The organism is Microbacterium sp. NPDC006705, assembly GCF_044903545.1.
Taxonomy (GTDB): Bacteria; Actinomycetota; Actinomycetes; order Actinomycetales; family Microbacteriaceae; genus Microbacterium; species Microbacterium plantarum.
This window is the reverse complement of record NZ_JBJDQQ010000001.1, coordinates 1,352,756-1,370,759: the sequence shown is the minus strand read 5'-3', so window position 1 is coordinate 1,370,759 and position 18,004 is coordinate 1,352,756. Positions and strand designations below refer to the sequence as shown.

General features: G+C 71.6%; 15 protein-coding genes. 12 read left to right on the top strand and 3 right to left on the bottom strand.

What is annotated here, in order from left to right:
• Nucleotides 1–6 precede the first annotated feature (6 nt).
• The 4 genes from ACI2K6_RS06575 to ACI2K6_RS06560 are packed head-to-tail and all read left to right on the top strand — an operon-like array spanning nucleotide 7 to nucleotide 4,275.
• Entirely contained in the window at nucleotides 7–1,209 is a 1,203-nt protein-coding gene (locus ACI2K6_RS06575; protein ID WP_274178342.1) for a dihydrodipicolinate synthase family protein, read from the top strand.
• On the top strand, nucleotides 1,206–2,093 hold the full coding sequence (locus ACI2K6_RS06570) for a sugar phosphate isomerase/epimerase (protein ID WP_274178343.1): 888 nt from the start codon (nucleotides 1,206–1,208) through the stop codon (nucleotides 2,091–2,093). The genes ACI2K6_RS06575 and ACI2K6_RS06570 overlap by 4 nt, the downstream gene beginning before the upstream one ends.
• A 9-nt stretch (nucleotides 2,094–2,102) precedes the next feature.
• The gene (locus ACI2K6_RS06565; protein WP_274178344.1) at nucleotides 2,103–3,140 is read left to right on the top strand and encodes a LacI family DNA-binding transcriptional regulator; all 1,038 of its coding nucleotides are present in this window, start codon (nucleotides 2,103–2,105) and stop codon (nucleotides 3,138–3,140) included.
• A gap of 1 nt (nucleotide 3,141) precedes the next feature.
• Nucleotides 3,142–4,275, top strand: coding sequence for a glycerate kinase (locus tag ACI2K6_RS06560; protein WP_404568288.1), 1,134 nt, complete (start codon nucleotides 3,142–3,144; stop codon nucleotides 4,273–4,275).
• Nucleotides 4,276–4,349: 74 nt separating this feature from the next.
• Here ACI2K6_RS06560 and ACI2K6_RS06555 read toward each other — a convergent pair whose 3' ends face one another.
• From ACI2K6_RS06555 to ACI2K6_RS06545, 3 genes are read right to left on the bottom strand one after another with little or no spacing between them, the layout of a single operon-like run.
• Nucleotides 4,350–5,999 carry an acyltransferase gene (locus tag ACI2K6_RS06555; protein WP_404568287.1) on the bottom strand — a complete coding sequence of 550 codons (1,650 nt, stop codon included), beginning with the start codon at nucleotides 5,997–5,999 and terminating at the stop codon, nucleotides 4,350–4,352.
• Nucleotides 5,996–7,111 (bottom strand): substrate-binding domain-containing protein, encoded by a 1,116-nt coding sequence (locus ACI2K6_RS06550; RefSeq protein ID WP_269267185.1) that lies wholly within the window; start codon nucleotides 7,109–7,111, stop codon nucleotides 5,996–5,998. Before ACI2K6_RS06550 ends, ACI2K6_RS06555 begins: the two co-directional genes overlap by 4 nt.
• Complete coding sequence (locus ACI2K6_RS06545) at nucleotides 7,108–8,991, bottom strand: heparinase II/III family protein (protein ID WP_323987217.1); 1,884 nt, start codon at nucleotides 8,989–8,991, stop codon at nucleotides 7,108–7,110. The genes ACI2K6_RS06550 and ACI2K6_RS06545 overlap by 4 nt, the downstream gene beginning before the upstream one ends.
• A 166-nt stretch (nucleotides 8,992–9,157) precedes the next feature.
• On the opposite strand from ACI2K6_RS06545, the gene ACI2K6_RS06540 reads away from it, so the two are divergent.
• From ACI2K6_RS06540 to kduD, 8 genes are all read left to right on the top strand, one after another.
• Nucleotides 9,158–11,176, top strand: coding sequence for a DUF2264 domain-containing protein (locus ACI2K6_RS06540; protein ID WP_274178348.1), 2,019 nt, complete (start codon nucleotides 9,158–9,160; stop codon nucleotides 11,174–11,176).
• A complete protein-coding gene (locus tag ACI2K6_RS06535) occupies nucleotides 11,173–12,456 on the top strand; it encodes an ABC transporter substrate-binding protein (protein ID WP_274178349.1) in 1,284 nt (427 codons plus the stop codon). Before ACI2K6_RS06540 ends, ACI2K6_RS06535 begins: the two co-directional genes overlap by 4 nt.
• 92 nt (nucleotides 12,457–12,548) lie before the next feature.
• Nucleotides 12,549–13,484 (top strand): carbohydrate ABC transporter permease, encoded by a 936-nt coding sequence (locus tag ACI2K6_RS06530; RefSeq protein ID WP_269267188.1) that lies wholly within the window; start codon nucleotides 12,549–12,551, stop codon nucleotides 13,482–13,484.
• Nucleotides 13,484–14,404, top strand: a complete 921-nt coding sequence (locus tag ACI2K6_RS06525) for a carbohydrate ABC transporter permease (protein WP_269267189.1) — start codon at nucleotides 13,484–13,486, stop codon at nucleotides 14,402–14,404. The genes ACI2K6_RS06530 and ACI2K6_RS06525 overlap by 1 nt, the downstream gene beginning before the upstream one ends.
• A gap of 4 nt (nucleotides 14,405–14,408) precedes the next feature.
• Complete coding sequence (locus ACI2K6_RS06520) at nucleotides 14,409–15,080, top strand: DUF624 domain-containing protein (protein WP_269267190.1); 672 nt, start codon at nucleotides 14,409–14,411, stop codon at nucleotides 15,078–15,080.
• Nucleotides 15,081–15,101: 21 nt separating this feature from the next.
• Nucleotides 15,102–16,328, top strand: a complete 1,227-nt coding sequence (locus ACI2K6_RS06515; protein WP_323987220.1) for a glycoside hydrolase family 88 protein — start codon at nucleotides 15,102–15,104, stop codon at nucleotides 16,326–16,328.
• Nucleotides 16,325–17,197: a fumarylacetoacetate hydrolase family protein gene (locus tag ACI2K6_RS06510; protein WP_323987222.1), complete on the top strand. Its 873-nt coding sequence runs from the start codon at nucleotides 16,325–16,327 to the stop codon at nucleotides 17,195–17,197. The genes ACI2K6_RS06515 and ACI2K6_RS06510 overlap by 4 nt, the downstream gene beginning before the upstream one ends.
• Nucleotides 17,194–17,958 carry a 2-dehydro-3-deoxy-D-gluconate 5-dehydrogenase KduD gene (gene kduD / locus ACI2K6_RS06505; RefSeq protein ID WP_269267195.1) on the top strand — a complete coding sequence of 255 codons (765 nt, stop codon included), beginning with the start codon at nucleotides 17,194–17,196 and terminating at the stop codon, nucleotides 17,956–17,958. Before ACI2K6_RS06510 ends, kduD begins: the two co-directional genes overlap by 4 nt.
• Nucleotides 17,959–18,004 lie beyond the last annotated feature (46 nt).

Below are 18,004 nucleotides of genomic sequence, written 5' to 3'. Positions count from 1 at the left end.
CGCACGATGACCGACCTCACCCTCCTCGGCGCCGACGGCGCCCTCACCTCCGTCCCGCTGAACGACGCGCCTGGCTTCGCCCGGCCGACGAGCGCGCTGCGCAGCCGGGTCGCCTACGCGGCGGCCCATGTCGTTCCCGTCGTCTCGGCCGACAACACCCCGGGCCAGCCGGCGCAGATCGACTGGGACGCGACCCTCGGCTTCCGCCGCGCCGTGTACTCCTGGGGTCTCGGCGTGGCCGACGCCATGGACACCGCGCAGCGGAACATGGGGCTCGACGCCGCCGCGACGCGCGAGCTCATCGCTCGCTCCGCCGAGGTCGCGCGCGAGGAGGGGGGCTCGGTCGTCGTCGGCGTCAACACCGATCACGTCGACGACGAGCACATCTCGCTCGATCAGGTCATCGACGCCTACAAGAGCCAGCTCGCGTTCACGGAGGACCAGGGTGCGGGTCCGGTGCTCATGGCGTCGCGGCACCTCGCCCGTGCGGCGTCATCGGCCGACGACTACCGCCGGGTGTACCGCGAGGTGCTCGCCGCGGCATCCGGTCCCGTCGTCCTGCACTGGCTCGGCACCGCCTTCGACCCGATCCTCGCGGGCTACTTCGGCTCGCCCGATTGGCGCGCGGCATCGGACGTCCTCGTCGAGATCATCGGCGAGAACGCCGACAGGGTCGCGGGCGTGAAGATGAGCCTGCTCGACGCCGCGTCCGAGGTGTCGGTGCGCGAGCGGCTGCCCGAGGGCGTGCGCATGTTCACCGGCGACGACTTCAACTACGTCGGCCTCATCGGCGGCGCAGACGTGCCCCAGGCGACCCAGCCCGAGCGCGACCTCGCCTCGCCGCGGCAGCACTCCGACGCGCTGCTCGGCGCCTTTGCGGCGATCACTCCGGTCGCCTCCGCCGCCATCCAGGCTCTGGACGCCGGGGATGCCGACCGGTATCTCGCGATCCTCGGACCGACGGAGGAGCTCAGCCGGCAGATCTTCGCGGCACCGACGTTCTACTACAAGACCGGCGTCGCGTTCCTGTCGTGGCTCAACGGCCATCAGGCTGCGTTCCAGATGGTCGGCGGACTGCACTCGGCGCGCAGCCTGCCGCACCTCTCGCGGATCGTCGAGCTCGCGAACGCGTCGTACGCGCTCGAACAGCCGGAACTGACCGCGGACCGCTGGCACGCGATGCTGCGCCTGAACGGAGTCCGGGCATGAGCGTCGTCGACCCGCGCCTGTCGATCAACCAGGCCACGATCAAGTACGCCGACCTCGCGACCGCGCTGCGGGTCACCGCGGATGCCGGAATCGAGGCGATCGGACTGTGGCGCGAGCCCGTGCAGGAGGTCGGTCTCGCCACCGCCGCCGCCATGCTGACGGACTCGGGCCTGCGGTTCACTACGCACTGCCGGGCGGGCTTCTTCACGATGCCGGAGGGTCCCGCCCGGCGCTCCTCGATCGATGACAACCGGGTCGCGATCGATGAGGCCGCCGCGCTCGCCGCCGCCGGTGCGCCCGGCTCCACCGCGATCCTCGTGCTGGTCGCCGGCGGACTGCCCGAGGGGTCGCGCGACATCGTCGGCGCGCGGGAGCGGGTGCGCGACGCGATCGGCGAGCTCGCCCCCCACGCGAAGGCGGCGGGGGTGACGCTGGCGATCGAGCCGCTGCATCCGATGTTCGCCTCCGACCGCTGCGTCGTCTCCACGCTCGGCCAGGCCCTCGACATCGCGGCCGACTTCGAGCCCGAGGTCGTCGGCGCCACGGTCGACACGTTCCACATCTTCTGGGACCCCGACGTCCTGCCCGCCATCGATCGGGCCGGGCGCGAGGGGCGCATCGCGACCTACCAGGTGTGCGACTGGCGAACGCCGCTGCCCGCGGACGTCCTGCTCAGCCGCCACTATCCGGGCGACGGGGTCATCGACTTCGCATCGCTGACCCGGGCCGTCGAGGCGACGGGGTACGACCGCGACATCGAGGTGGAGATCTTCAACGCCGACATCTGGGCCGCCGATCCCGCCGAGGTCGTGCGCCGCACCGCCGAGGCGTTCGGTGCCGCTGTGACGCCGCACCTCTCGGGCGCGCGCACCCCCACCGCATAGACTCGGCTCGTGGGACAGACGGGGATGTCGCCGCGTGGCTCGGCCACGCTGCACGATGTGGCGAGAGAAGCCGGGGTGTCGCTCGCGACCGCCTCGCGGGCGCTGAACGGCTCGACCCGCAAGGTCGCCGACGCCTATCGCGAACGCGTCGAGCAGGCCGCGGCCCGGCTCGGCTACACGGCCAACCTGTCGGCGCAGGCGACCGCGCGCGGCACGTCCGCGATCGTCGCGCTGCTGGTGGCCGACATCGCCGACCCGTACTTCGGGCAGCTCGCGGCAGGCGTCGCGCGCGGCGCCGACGAAGCCGGGCTCGTCGTCACGGTCGCCATCACCGAGCGCGATCCCGCGCGTGAGCTGCGGCTCGTCCGTGCGCTGCGCGGACAGCGCCCTCGCGGCATCATCCTCGCCGCCTCGCGCACGTCGCGCGAGATGTCCGACGAGCTGAGAACCGAGCTCGACCTCATCACCGCGAGCGGGGGAACCGTCGTCGCGTTGGGCCCGGGCGCCCCCGGCATCCGCAGCGTCGCCATCGACAACCGCGGCGGCGCCCGCGAGCTCGGGGCCGCACTCGCCGCGCGCGGCTACCGCTCGGCCATCGTGCTCGCCGCCGCCGAGGGCGTCGTGACGAGCGACGACCGTCTCGCCGGCTTCGCCGACGGCTTCACGAGCGGCGGGGGAGCCGAGCCCCGCGTGTACCGCGGTGGTTTCAGCCGTGAGTCCGGTGCCGAGGCGATGTCAGCGGCCCTCGCCGACGGCGTCGAGCCGGGAACCGTCGTGTTCGGCATCAGCGACGTCGTCGCCATCGGAGCCCTCACCGCGGTGCGTGCCGCAGGACGCGAGCCCGGCACCGACATCGCGCTCGCCGGCTTCGACGACATCCCGACCGGTCGCGACGTGACACCGCCCCTGACGACCGTGCGGGTGCCGCTCCCCGATGTCGGGTACAGCGCGCTCCGCGCCGCCGTCGACACGGATGCTGACGGGGCCGCGGCTGCGCTGCCCCTCGAGGTGCTCGTGCGCGAGAGCACCCCGCCGCGGAGCGCGTGACGTGACGCGCGTCGTCGTCGCGATCGACAGCTTCAAGGGGTCCATCGCGGCCGCTGAGGCTGCGCGTGAGCTCGCCGCGGGGTGGGCATCCGCCGACGCCGACGCGGTTCTCGAACTGCGCCCGATGGCGGACGGCGGCGAGGGCACGCTCGACGCGTTCGCCGCGGCGATCCCCGAGGCGCGCCCGATGCCCGTGACCGTCACGGGCCCCGCGAGGACAGCCGTCGATGCGTCCTGGCTGCTGCTTCCCCCGACATCCGGCGACCGGTCCGCGCCGTCGGGTCGCGGCTCCGTGGGAGTCGTCGAGCTGGCCTCGACCTCGGGGATCGAGCTGCTGGGCGACGAGCGACGCGGCCTCGACGCCGACACCACCGGATTCGGCGAGGCGATCGCCGCCGCGCTCGACGCCGGAGTCGACCGCCTCGTGCTCGGCATCGGATCGAGCTCGTCGACCGACGGCGGAGCCGGGATGCTGCGCGCGCTGGGCGCCCGGTTCACGGATGCCGCCGGACGAGACGTCGTGCCCGGCGCGCGCGGCCTCGCCGACATCGCGCACGTCGACCTGTCGGAGCTCCGACCGCTTCCCCCGGGCGGCGTCGACGTGCTCAGTGACGTGTCGAACCCGCTGCTCGGTGCGCGTGGCGCTGCCGCCGTGTTCGGACCGCAGAAGGGGCTCGACACGGCTCAGGTCGCCGCAGCCGACGCGGCGCTGAGCGGGCTCGCCGACCTCGTGCCGGATGGGGCGTCGCTTGCTGCCACGCCGGGGGCCGGAGCCGCCGGCGGCACCGGGTTCGGGTTGCTCGCGTGGGGCGCGCGCCTGAGCCCGGGCGCCCGCGAGGTCGCCGCGCTCATCGGCCTCGCCGACGCCATCGCCCGAGCCGACCTCGTCATCACGGGCGAAGGCTCGTTCGACGGGCAGTCCGCGGCAGGCAAGGTCCCCGCGTTCGTCGCCGAGCTCGCCGCGGGCGCCGGGGTGCCGGTCGCCCTCGTCGCGGGGCGGATCGCCGCTGACGCCGACATCGCAGCGTTCGCGTCATCCGTCTCGCTCACCGACCTCGCGGGATCCGCCGCGGCCTCACTCGCCGACCCCGCTCGCTGGCTCCGCGCCGCCGGCGCCGCGCTGGCCCGTATCTAGCCTGCCCGCGCGTTGACTCGCCCGAGTGAACGGCTTCGCCGCGAGCGCACGGCTTGCTCACGTAGGAAGGTCGTTCACTGGGCGCTTGGCCGTGCATTGAGTGACTGATGCGAGGATGCCGGGGGCTCGGGGCGGTGGACGCCCCGTGGTCGATACCCCAGCGCGTCCGAGAGGCCGAGCAGGTCAGCGAGGTACCAGACGATCGCGAGCCACATCTCGGTGCCCTGGAGTCCCGGCTCTGCACCGGCGAGGTGGAAGCTCATGCCCGACCCCGCTCGCCATTCGTCGAGCACATGGTCGAGCAGGCGCGCCGCGAGGTTCTCGACCTCGGCGCGGCGGTATCCGGCTGCCCGCGTGAGCCAGAGGGGATGGGCGACGTCGAGCACGTTGCAGGCATCCAGCCGTGCCGGGTCGAACCAGCGGTCGTCACGGGCGTGGCGGAGCACCGTGTCGATGACGGCCTCCGGATGCGGCACGGGGATGCCGTGCTGCGCGAAGGTCCCGCGCGATGCCCGGTAGAAGCCGTTGACGACGAGCAGCAGGCCGCGGTCGGCGGAAGGCCGGCCCCACATGCCGCTCGCGGCATCCGCATGCGTCACGAGCCATCCGAAGAGGGCCTCGGCCAAGCCCGGCGCGATCCGGTCGCCCCGGCGCCGGGCCCAGAGCAGAGCCGTCCCGATCGCGTCGACGTGATGTCCGGCGTTCCAAGGATCGGTGTCCCAGGGCAATGCATCGAGCCGTGCGATCACGGAATCGGCCGTGGCGTCGCGGATCAGTCCGATGGGGTGGGCGAACTCCGACCCCAACAGGTCGAGCGCGTAGCCGGTCGAGAGCACGTGATAGGCCGTGTCGCCGTCATCCCAGCCGGGGACGCCGACCGCGCCGAGCGGCGGCACCGCGCCCGTCTCCGGATCCTGCCAGCCGCGCAGCCGGGCGATGAGCTCGGACCGGTCGCTGTCCGGCGGCGTCGACCCCAACAGGAGGTCGGCGATCTCGACGGCATCGCCCTGCGCCCGCACCGTCGGCGGGGCGCCCGGCCGGTCGGCGTACAGCCCGGTATCCGGGTCGAGCGAACGCCGGAGCACCTCGCCGGCCTCGGCGCGAGCCCGGTCGGCGAAGTCGGTCAGACGCACCCGCAGACGGTTCGGCGCCGCGGCCTCGTCCCCGGGCGGTACGCGCCACCGCAGCAGACGAGCGGGGTTGCCGCCGACGATCGCGCCGGCGGGCACGTCCTTCGTCACGACGGCACCGGCTGCGAGCACCGCCGAGGCGCCCACGGTGACCCCGTCGAGGACGACGACGTGCGAGCCGATCCAGACGTCGTCGGCGATGCGGATGCCGCGGCTGGTCAGCGGCTGCCGGAAGACAGGCGTCCCGGGCTCCATCGAGTGGTTGAAGCCGAGCACCGAGCTGTGCGCGCCCATCCTGACGCCGTCGCCGAAGACGACGTCGCCGCGGACCACGGTCGACGGATTCACGGAGCAGTCCGCGCCGATGCGCAGGGTGCCGGTGAGATATGCGCCCGCGGCGATGTACGAGCGATCGCCCAGGTCGAGGGTGTCGGCGTCGAGCGCCGCGAGCTCCGAGACGAAGCAGTCATCGCCGAACGACCAGTCCGCGTGCTGGTTCGCCAGCGCCGCCTGATGCTCGCGCTGGCGGCGCCGGCTCTCCGCGGATGCCGTGGACCAGAAGTCCCACGGCGAGTAGTCGTGACGGTCGATCACGCCGGGCCGTCCGCCCGCGGTGCGACGGTGGACTCGCGCACGACGAGGGTGGGGTTGAGCATCACGCGACGGGTGGGCCGGCCGGGGTCGGCCATCCGCGAGACGAGCAGCTCGACCGCCGTCTCGCCGACGCTGACGCGGGGCGGTGCGACGGCGGTGAGCGCGGGCGTGAACAGCTCCGCCACCTCGTCGTCGTAAGCGATGATCGACAGGTCGTCGGGCACGGAGATGCCGCGGTTGAGCGCGAGGTCGACGAACGCCATCGCCTCGGGATCGGAGTGCACCAGAAGGGCGGTGACACCGCTTCCGAGCGCCCGGTCGAGGGTCGTGTCGACCGCGGCGGAGAACTCCGCGCTCGCCCGGTCGGGCAGGGTCGTCTCGATGTGCTGGGCGGGCGTGAGCCCGAGCTCCTCGCACGCGGCCTGCCAGCCGGCGGCGATCTTGCGCGAGGTGGGTGAGTTGCGTGAGAGCACCAGCCCGACCTTGCGGTGTCCGAGCGAGGCGAGGTGGCGCGCCGCGAGGACCGCGCCGAGCGCGTGGTCGGTCGTCACCGCCTCGACGGGGACCCCGGCGGGCTGGACGATCGCGTCGCGCTCGACGAGAACGCTCGGTGTGCCGCAGTCGGCGAGCCACTGAACGACGTCCTGCGAATGCGGGGTGTCGGTGTTCGGCGCGACGATCAGGCCGCGGATGTCGCCGCTCGCGACGAGACGCTCGAGCACGGGACGCTCGTCCTGAAGCTCGTACGACGCTCCCCGGAGGTGGACCTTGAGTCCGTGGCGGCGTGCGGCGGCCTCCATGCCTCGCACGACCCCGGGCCAGTAGAAGTTCAGCGAGGGGACGAGCACGGCGATCGAGCCGGCGGCAGACTCGGGGCCGCTGCCCGCGACCGGCGGGTGCGTGTGCTGACCGGTGGCGGGGATGGCGCCCCCGTGCACGCGCTGCAGCAGCCCCTCCTGCTCCATCTGCGCGAGGTCGCGTCGCAGGGTCACCGTGGCGGCGCCCAGCTCGTCGGTCAGCTGCGAGATGCGCACGGCGCCCTCGCGCTCCATCGTCGCCAGGATGTGCGCGCGGCGCTCGGCCGCCAGCAGCGCCGGTGTGGGGTCGGTCATGGTCGCTCGTCCTCGTTCCGTTCCTGTTCTACCGTGACACGCAGCTCGGTACGACCACCGGCGCTGATCGCGAGGCGGCTCAGGCGGTCGCCCCAGACGTCGGTCAGCATCGGATCGTCGAGTTCGCGAACGACGAGGGTGTGCGGTGCCCCGGCGGGCCACGTGATGCGCACCGGGGTCGCGCCGTCCAGCGGTGTCACGCGAGCCCATCCGTCGCCCGTCGTCACCGAGCCCGCGAGGAGCAGGCGCACCTCGGTATCCGGTCCGGCGGCTTCCCAGCGGTCGTCGATCGTGACGTGTCCCGAGCGGTGAAGCGCAGCCCGGCGTCGCCACGAGCGTACCGAGCCGGCGGGGTAGGCGCCGCCGATCTCGAGATCCAGCGCCTCCATCTCATCCGTTCGGACGATGACCGGATCGGATGCCGCGAACGCCGCGCCATGCGGCTGCGCCGAGCCCGAGATGCGGGGCACGCTGTGCCAGTCGCTCTGCATGGTCCAGATGTCGTATCGGCCGGGGCCGAAGGTCTGCGCCGTGTAGGTCGGCCGGCCGGCGTCGACGATCACCGGCACGCCGTCGGACGCGACGATGATCGAGCCGACGTCGTTGTGGTTGTGGTTCTCGTCGTTGTGGCCGCCCTTCATCACGATGGTGAGTCCGGCGGCGCTGCCCGCGTGGCCGCGGGCGAGCCAGACCTGCGTGGACGGAAGCCAGACCCCAGGGGGCAACGGGCTGGATTCGCGCGGCTCCGCGAGCCACGCGTCGTCGGACAGGGCGCGCAGCAGGCGACCGAGCCCGGCGTCCTCGGTGGCGGGCGCGTCGTCGGCGCGATGCGCGGCGGCATGTCGGCGGGCGTCGTCGTCGCCGACGGCGAGAGCCGCCCGGTGCAGGGCGTGCCACGGCTGGTCCGCCGGCGGACGGGCGGGGCCATCGGCGAGATTGACGTACCAGGGGCCGCCGAGATGCGAGCGATGCGGGAACGCGATCGTTTCACGCAAGGAGTCCACCTCGGGCACGGGATCCCACGCGCCGTCGGTGGCGTAGGCGAGCAGGTCGAGGGCCTCGAGCGCCCGGCACGCGCCGTTCCACCAGTACGCGTAGCCTTCGTCGATCGCGCCGTCGGCGGGCAGAGCCGCGACGTAGCGGTCGAGACCCTGCGCCACGAGGGCGACGAGCTCGTCGCGTTCGCGGCCGTCGTCGCAGAGCACGAGCGCGGCGACCAGGACGTTTCCGTGGATCCACGGGTTCCAGTTGTGGACGTGACCGTCGAGTCCGAGCCAGTGCCAGTCGCGTCGCCGGAGGAACGGGTCGATGACGCGCGCTCGGGCTTCGTGACGTATGCGCTGCCGCAGTCCCGGGTACCGGTCGTCGAGTCGTCGCCCGAGCACGTGGTCGATCCACGCGAGCTGTCCGACGACTTCGCCCGCGCCGAGATCGAGGAACGGGTCGGTGACGGTCGCCAGCACCGACCCGTGCCGCGAGAAGGTGTCGTCGTGGGCGGGCCAGCACCACGTCGACTGCTCGCACAGCAGCCAGACGCCGTCCGCGACCTCATCGAGGTATCGGGGGTCGGGGTCCGACAGTGCTGCGACCACCGCCCGACTCAGCCGCCGCTGCCGCGTGAAGACCTGCTGCTCGTAGCCGTCGCGGTCGCCGTCGCGATGCACGCGCGCTGCCGCGCTCGCGCGGGGCTGCGGCCACGGTGCGTCGAGGTCCGCGCGTGCCCGGTCGACGAGCGGGCGCACGGCGGATGACGGGACCAGTCGGGCCCAGTGGTCGGCGTCGGGCACGGGCAGGGCGTCGGCGGGCGGGCGGAGGCGAGCCGGGACATCGCCGCAGACGGCCGCGAGCGGGCCGGCGAATCCCTCGGTGTTCCACAGCACGGCTGCTCCTTCGGGTGACGGCGGTGTCACCAGTCCAGACGAATAAATCGATCAGTATCGATCATAAGAAAACGAAGAAGATCTTGCAATGATCGAATCGGGTTGCTAATCTCCGAATCGGTCGCGATCAACGATGACGACCATGAAGCCCTTCGAAGGAGAACCGGTGACTTCTGAGCACCCGAACCCGCCACACGGCGCGACCGAGCGTGACACCTGGGTCGCCCGCGCCGACGTTCTGCTCGATGCCGCGCTCCGTCACGCGACGCCCGGCGCGGGCCGCATCCACTTCCCGGGCGCCGAGGGTGGCTACGGTCACGCCGTCGATGGGCTCGAGGGCTTCGCGCGCACCTTCCTGCTCGCAGGATTCCGGATCGCGGGCGCACGAGGCGAGGGGGTAGACGAGCTCATCGCGCACTACTCGCGCGGAATCGTCTCGGGCGTCGACCCGAACGCACCCGACCGGTGGGTTCGGATGGAGGAGCACGCGCAGGCCAAGGTCGAGGCGGCATCCCTCGCCCTCGTCCTCGATCTGACCCGCCCCTGGATCTGGGAGCGTCTCGACAACCTCACGCAGCAGCGCGTCGTCGACTACCTCGCTCCCGTCGTCGGCGACGACACCTATCCGCAGACCAACTGGGTCTGGTTCCGCATCGTCGTGCAGACCTTCCTGCGCTCGGTCGGCGGCCCCTGGTCGGCCGACGACATCGCCGCCGACCTCGCCCGTCACGACTCGTTCGTCCGCGAGGGCGGCTGGCTCTCCGACGGTGCCCAGCGCTCCTACGACCACTACGTGGGGTGGGCTCTGCATGTCTATCCGATCCTGTGGGCGCGCATGACGGGGGCCACCGATCTCGCCGGGGGCCGGACGGGCGCCGACGTCGCCCGACTCGACGCGTTCCTCCACGACGCCTTCGCGCTCGTCGGCGGCGACGGCTCGCCCCTCATCCAGGGGCGCAGCCTCATCTACCGCTTCGCCGCCGCCGCGCCGTTCTGGGCCGGCGCCATCGCGAATGTGCCCTCACACAGCCCCGGCCGCCTCCGCCACGCCGCCGACCGGATCGTGACGCACTTCGCCGAACACGGCGCCCCCGATGCCGACGGCCTGCTCACGATGGGCTGGCACGGCACCTGGCGCGGGCTCGCACAGTCGTACTCCGGCCCGGGTTCGCCGTACTGGGCCGTCAAGGGCTTCCTCGGTCTGCTGCTGCCCGCCGACCACCCGGCCTGGACGGCCCCGGCCGAGCCGTTGCCGATCGAGGCGGGGGACGACCTGCGCGCGATCGCATCGCCCGGCTGGATCGTGTCGGGCACGGTCGCCGACGGAATCGTCCGCATCGTCAACCACGGCACCGACCACGCGTTCCCGGGCGACCGCACGACCGATTCACCGCTCTATGCGCGACTGGGCTACTCCACGGCCACCTCGCCGATCGTCGACGAGCGTGGCTGGCTCGAGCCGCTCGAGCAGTCGGTCGCACTCGTCGACTCGGACGGACGTGCGACGCACCGCACGGCGATGACCCTGCGCGACGTGCGCGTGCAGGATGACGCGGACGGGCGGGTCGGGATCGCGGCATCCCGCTGGGACGCGCACCTCGTCGACCCGGTCCCCAGCGCGCATCGTCACGGATCCGGGCTGGTCGGACATGCCACGTCCGTGGGCACCGTCACGACCACCTCGATCGTCCGCGGATCGTCGGAGGTGCGTGTCATCGTCGTCGACGCACTCGCGCCCGGGCAGGATGCCGCATCGCTGCGACTCCGCCTCGGCGGCTGGCCGCTCTCGGGTGACGAGGTGGTCGGCGGTACCGACGACACCGGAGCGTGGGTGTCATCGCGGGGCCGCAGCAGCGGCATCCGCGCCCTGACCACCGGCGGGGTCGCGGGACTCGTGTCTCGTGCAGACGCCGATCCGCTCGGCGTCCGCACGCTCGTGCCCGTCATCGAGCACGCGGTGCGCGTCGGCGAGCCCGTCGTCGCCCTGCTCGATCTCGCCGGTGGCGAGCGCAGCGCACCGCACGCGGCCGTCGCCGTCGACGGCGCCTCGGTCACGGTCACCTGGCCCGACGGGGCCCGGACCGTGAGCCGTCTCATCGACTCCGAATCGCCTGCCCCGGCGCTTCGGCATCACGAGGTCCGACGTGGGACCTCGCACGCAATCGCAAAGGAGCAGCACGCATGAAGCGCAAATTCGCAGCCGCAGCAGGAATGGCGGTCGTCGCCACCCTGTCGCTCGCCGCCTGCGGCGGGGGATCCGAGCCCGCCCAGACCGCCGACGGCCCCGTCACCCTGACCCTGTCGGGGTGGAGCCTCGACACCACCCCCGAGTTCCAGGTGCTCGCCGACGCCTTCCACGAGAAGAACCCCGACGTCACGGTCGAGCTCAAGCAGTACGACGCGGCTGAGTACAACACGCTGGTCACCGCCGACCTCGCCGCGGGCGTCGGACCCGACATCATCACCCAGAAAGAGGTGAAGTTCGTCACGACGTTCCAGGAGGGCGGCCAGCTCATGGACGTCTCCGACGTCGAGCTGCCCGACGGCGTCGGCGGCGCCTCGTCGTACGAGGTCGACGGCACCGCCTACGGCGTGCCCTACCGCCAGGACCGCTGGGTGCTGTTCTACAACAAGACGCTCTTCGACGCCGCGGGCCAGGAGTACCCCGACGGCTCGTGGACGTGGGAGGACTACGACGCGGCCGCCGAGGCGATCAACACCGCGGGAGTCGCGAAGGGCACCTACCAGCACCGCTGGCAGTCGACCGTGCAGGGCTTCGCCTCGGCACAGGAGGACACCGACGTGCTTTCGGGCGACTACGGCTACTTCGCCGACTACTACAACCGGGTGCTCGCGCTCCAGGGTGCCGGCGCGCAGGTCGACTTCAACACCTCGACGGCCAACCAGCTCACCTACCAGGGCGAGTTCGGCACGCAGAAGGCCGCCATGCTGCCGATGGGCACGTGGTACGTCGCGACCCTGATCTCGCAGCAGGCCTCCGGTGAGGCCAACGACTTCGAGTGGGGCATCGCGCCGATCCCGCAGCTCGACGCGTCGACGACCGGCATGGACAACACGCCCGTGACGTTCGGCGACCCGACCGGCTTCTCGATCAACGCCAACATCGACGGCGCCAAGGTGCAGGCGGCGAAGGACTTCCTCGCCTATGCCGCGAGCCTGGAGGCCGCCGAGGAGCTGGCGAAGATCGGCATCACCCCGGCCGCGTCGAACGACGCCGTCACCGAGGCGTACTTCGCCGTCGAGGGCGCTCCGACCGACGAGCTGTCGAAGTTCGCGTGGTCGACCGGCGACGTCCACCCCGAGAACCCGACGTCGAACAAGACGGCGGCGATCCAGAACATCCTCAACGACATGCACAGCGCGATCCTGTCGGGCTCGACCCCGGTCGAGCGGGCCATCACCGAGGCCGAGGACCGTGTCGCCAACGAGGTCGGTCTCGACTGATCCCGCGCGCCGTCGCTTCGCCGACGGCACCCCGCGGCCGGCGCGGCACCCCGCGCCGGCCGCATCCCCCGCCGTCCTCCCCAGGAGACACCATGACCACCACTGCCGCCTCACCGAAGGCGCGCCGCCCCGAGCCGGCGCAGCGCCGCAGGCGATCGAAGCTGACCCTGCGCAACACGCTGCTGGGGTGGAGCTTCATCCTGCCGAACTTCGTCGGCTTCGCCCTGCTGACCCTCGTGCCGGTCATCACCCTGTTCTACATGTCGCTGACGAACTGGAACATCTTCGGCACGGCGAACTGGGTGGGCCTCGCCAACTTCGAGCGGCTGCTCGGTGACGGCAGCTTCCGCATCTCGTTCGTCAACACTCTGTACTACGCCGCGCTGCACATCCCGCTGACGATCATCGCGTCGCTCGGTCTCGCGCTGCTGCTGAACAACAAGCTGCGCGGCGTCGCGTTCTTCCGCACCGCCGCGTTCTTCCCCTACATCACCTCGATCGTCGCGATCGCGGTCGTGTGGAACCTGCTCTTCAGCCCCGAGTACGGCCCGATCAACGAGATCCTCCGCGCCGTGGGCATCGCCAACCCGCCCGGCTGGCTCACCTCGTCGGAGTGGGCGATGCCCGCCGTCGTCATCGTCAGCACCTGGCGAGACATGGGCTACTACATGATCCTGTTCCTCGCGGGGCTCCAGACCGTGCCCCGCGAGCTCTACGAAGCTGCCCGCATGGACGGCGCGAACGCGTGGGAGCGCTTCGTGAACGTCACCCTGCCGTGCCTGCGGCCGACGATGTTCTTCGTCACCGTGATGCTCACGATCAACTCGTTCAAGATCTTCGACCTGATCCTCGTCATGACCGAGGGCGGGCCGGGTCAGTCGACGCTCGTGATCTCGCAGTTCATCTACCGCAAGGGGTTCGAGGAGAACCAGTTCGGCTACGCCTCCGCGGCCGCCGTGGCGCTCTTCTTCCTCTGCATCCTCGTGACCATCCTCCAGTTCATCTGGAACAAGCGGAGGAACGTCTGATGACGAATCTTCTCGTACCCCAGGACGACCGCCGGGCGCTGCGCAAGATCGCAGCCGACGGCCTGCCCGAGGGACACCGCCCCGACACCGTGTCGCCGCTGCGCCGCGTCGGACGCCTCGCCGGCTACGTCGCGCTCATCATCGCCGCGGCGGCACTGCTGCTGCCGTTCTTCTGGATGATCATGAGCTCGCTCAAGACGGCGAACGAGGTCTTCTCGGTGCCGATCCAGTGGATCCCCGAGGTGTTCGTCTGGCAGAACTACGTCGACATCTGGAACCAGTCGGGGATGCTGACCTGGATCCGCAACACGCTCGTGCTCGCGGTCGTCGTCACCTTCCTGCAGGTGCTGACCGGGTCGTTCGCGGCCTACGGCTTCGCCCGCATCCGCTTCCCCGGCCGCGACGTGCTGTTCCTCGCCTACATCGGCACGATCGCCGTGCCGTGGCAGTCGTACATGATCCCGCAGTTCATCCTGCTCTCCAACGTCAAGGTCTCGAACACGCTGTGGGCCATCATCCTCATCCAGGCGTTCGGCGCCTTCGGGGTGTTCCTCATGAAGCAGTTCTACGAGACCATCCCCGAGGAGCTCTCGGAGGCCGCGCGCCTCGACGGCCTGAGCGAGTACGGCATCTGGCGCCGCATCATGCTGCCCCTCTCGGTGCCCGCCCTCGCGAGCCTCACGCTGCTCACGTTCGTGAACACCTGGAACGACTACCTGGGGCCGCTCATCTACCTGCGCAACCCCGACCTGTGGACCATCCAGCTCGGACTCAAGAGCTTCGTGAGCAACCTCTACGACACCAACTACGCCCTGCTGTTCGCCGGACTCGTCATCTCGGTGGTGCCGATCGCGATCATCTTCCTCGTCGGGCAGAAGTACTTCGTCGAGGGCATCGCGACCAGCGGGATGAAGGGCTGAGGCCGTGAAGCGCATCTCGCACAACACCTACGCGACCGTCTTCGGCGTCGTCTACCTCGGGCTCATGACGAACCTGCTGCTGCTGGCATCGTGCCTGCCGCTCGTCGTGCTGCTGGTGATCACCGACCCCGCGCTGTCGTGGCCGATGCTCGCCGTCGTGGCACCGGTGTGCGCACCGGGCATCACGGCGGCGTTCGCGACCTTCCGCGCCCACGGCGAGGGTGAGAACCAGGTCGTCCGGACCTTCGTCCGCAGCTGGAAGCGCTCGTGGCGCAAGGCCATCGTGCTGGGCGGGATCGTCGTGGCGGCCCTCGTCGTCGTGCTGGTCGACGTCCGCTTCTTCGCACCGATGCAGGCGGGGGTCGCGGTCGTCCCCGTGCTCGGCGTGCTGACCGTGCTCCTGCTCGCATCGGGTCTCGTCGCGTTCGCTGCCCTCGCCGAAGAGCCCGACGCCTCGCTGCGCTCGATCGCCCGAGCGGCGGTGCTCCTGAGCGTGCGCCGGTGGTGGCTGAGCCTCGTCTCGCTCGCCGTCATCGCGCTGCAGGCGGGGCTGTTCGTCTCGATGCCGGCCATCGCGATCGGTCTCACCTCGGCGCCGGCGCTCTACCTCGCCTGGGCCAACGCCCGATACATCCTCCGTCCGGCGCTCGGTGATCCCGAGCCTCAGACCGTCTGAACCCCGAAGGAACCCCTCGACATGACATCCCTCCCCGGCACCGACCTCGGCGTACCCGCGGACGCGGCCCTCGCGCGCGACAGCGGCGCCATCGAGGCGGCGATCGCCGACGCCCTGAGCACGCTCCGCCGCAACATCGAGACCTTCGGGCTGAGCTACCCCGACGACACGACGCACGATGACCGGTACCCGATCCGCCCCGCGGCGAACGGGTTCCCGGCCGGCGCCAACCGCGGCTGGACGACCAGCTTCTGGCCGGGGATGATGTGGATCGCGTGGGAGATCACCGGCGACGCCTTCTTCCGCGACGCCGGGCTGGCCCACGCCGCGGACTTCGCGCGACGGATCCGCGACGAGGACGACCTCGACACGCACGACCTGGGGTTCCTGTACAGCCTCGCCTCGGTCGCGCCCTACCGGCTGCTCGGCGACGAGGACGCGCGTGAGACGGCCCTGGCGGCCGCCGATCACCTCATGCGCCGCTTCCTCGAGCCCGCCGGCATCATCCAGGCATGGGGAGATCTCTCCGACCCCGCGCAGCGCGGACGCACGATCGTCGACAGCCTCATGAACATGCCGTTGCTCACCTGGGCGGGCGAGCAGACCGGGCAGGAGCGCTTCGCCGACGCGGTGCGGCGCCACACGACGCAGCTGCGCACGCACATCCTGCGCGACGACGACACGACCTTCCACACCTTCTACTGGGACCCCGAGACCGGTGAGCCGCTGCGCGGAGCGACCGAGCAGGGTGCATTCGACGACTCGTGCTGGGCGCGCGGTCAGGCGTGGGGAATCTACGGCTTCGCGATGAACCACCGCGCGACCGGCGACCCGGCGCTGCTCGACGCGTCGCGTCGCTGCGCCGAACGCTTCCTCTCGCACCTCCCGAGCGACCGCGTGCCCTTCTGGGACATGGTCTACACCGACGGCGCCGACGCTCCGCGCGACAGCTCGTCGGCCGCGATCGCGGTGTCGGGGCTGTTCGAACTCGCCGGCGTGCTCGAAGCGGGGACGGATGCCGATACCGAGGCCGCCTCGCGCTATCGTGCGGCGGCTCACGAGATCCTCGCGTCGCTCATCGAGAACTACACGCCCGAGAGCCCCGAAGCCGCCGACGCGGTGCTGCTGCACAGCGTCTACGACCTGCCGAAGTCCGTCGGCGTCGACGAGGGCACGCTGTGGGGCGACTACTTCTACCTCGAGGCTCTGGTTCGCGCGGCGCGCCCCGACTGGAAGCCGTACTGGTGAGGCTCGTCCGTTACCGCGCGGTCCGCGCGGCCGATGCCGAGGGGGCCGTCCGGTCGGGCGTCGTCGTGACGGTCGACGGCGTCGACCGCGTCGTCGACCTCGGACCCGCGGCGCTGACCGACCTGCTCGCGGCCGACCGCGACGCGCTCGACCGCGCCGCAGCGCGTGCGGATGTCGCCGACCTCGAGCTGTCGGCAGCGCGGCTCGAGGCGCCGGTGCGTCCGGGGAAGATCCTGTGCCTCGGCTACAACTACCGGGGGCATGTGCCCGACGGCGCCGACCCGACCGCCGACGACCCCGCGTTCCCCGATATCTTCGTGAAGACCCCCAACACCCTCGCCGGACCGGCCGACCCCGTCGTGGTGCCCGCGGTCGCGGACGACGTCGACTACGAAGGCGAGATCGCCGTCGTCATCGGGCGGCGGGCCAAGGATGTCGATGAGGCGACGGCGCTCTCGCACGTCGCCGGCTACACGATTCTCAACGACGTGTCGGACCGCTCGTGGCAGCGGCGGCAGAGCCAGTGGGCGATGGGCAAGTGCTTCGACGGCTTCGCGCCGCTCGGGCCGTGGCTCGTCACACCCGACGAGGCGGGCGACCCGCAGGACATGCTCGTCGAGGTCGTCCGCGACGGCGTCGTGACCGTCTCGCAGTCCACCGCCACCACGATCTTCTCGGTCGCGCGCGTCGTGTCGTACCTCAGCAGCGTCATGACGCTCGAACCCGGCGACGTCATCTCGACCGGCACGCCGCAGAAGCTGCCGGACGCGCAGGCCAGCCACCGCCCGCTGCGTCCCGGCGACACGGTCACCGTGCGCATCGAGCGTCTCGGCGAACTGACCACCACCTTCATCGGAGGCCCCGCATGATCCTCGACTCCTTCCGGCTGGACGGCCGCGTCGCCCTCGTCACCGGTTCCACTCGCGGCCTCGGCCAGGGCGCCGCCGTCGCTCTCGCCGAGGCAGGCGCGGATGTCGCGCTACTCGACCGCGGCGACGCGGCCGAGACGGCGGAGGCGATCACCGCGCTCGGTCGCCGCGCGCACCGCATCCGCCTCGATCTCGGTACCGCGACGCCGGAGCAGCTCGCCGAAGCGGTCGCCGAGACGGTCGCCGAGCTCGGCGGCATCGACATCCTCGTCAACAACGCCGGAATCATCCGTCGTGCCCCGGCCGCCGACCACCCGGCCGCCGACTGGGACGACGTGCTCGCGGTCAACCTCGACGCCGTGTTCCATCTGTCGCAGGCCGCCGGGCGCCGCATGATCGCGCAGGGCTCGGGGCGCATCATCAACGTCGCGTCGATGCTGTCGTTCCAGGGCGGCATCCTCGTGCCCGGCTACGCGGCGTCGAAGCACGCGGTCGCCGGCCTCACCAAGGCGCTCGCGAACGAGTGGGCCGCGTCGGGGGTGACCGTCAACGCGGTCGCGCCCGGGTACATGGCGACCGACAACACCGCGCCGATCCGGGCCGACGCCGACCGCGAGGCATCGATCCTGGCCCGCATCCCCGCCGGCCGGTGGGGCACCCCCGGCGACCTGCAGGGTGCCTTCGTCTTCCTCGCCTCGGATGCCGCGGCGTACGTCACCGGCGCGATCGTGCCCGTCGACGGCGGCTGGCTCGTCCGCTGAGCCGGCCCCGGTCCTCCCCGTTCCATCACCGGCATCCCGCCGAACC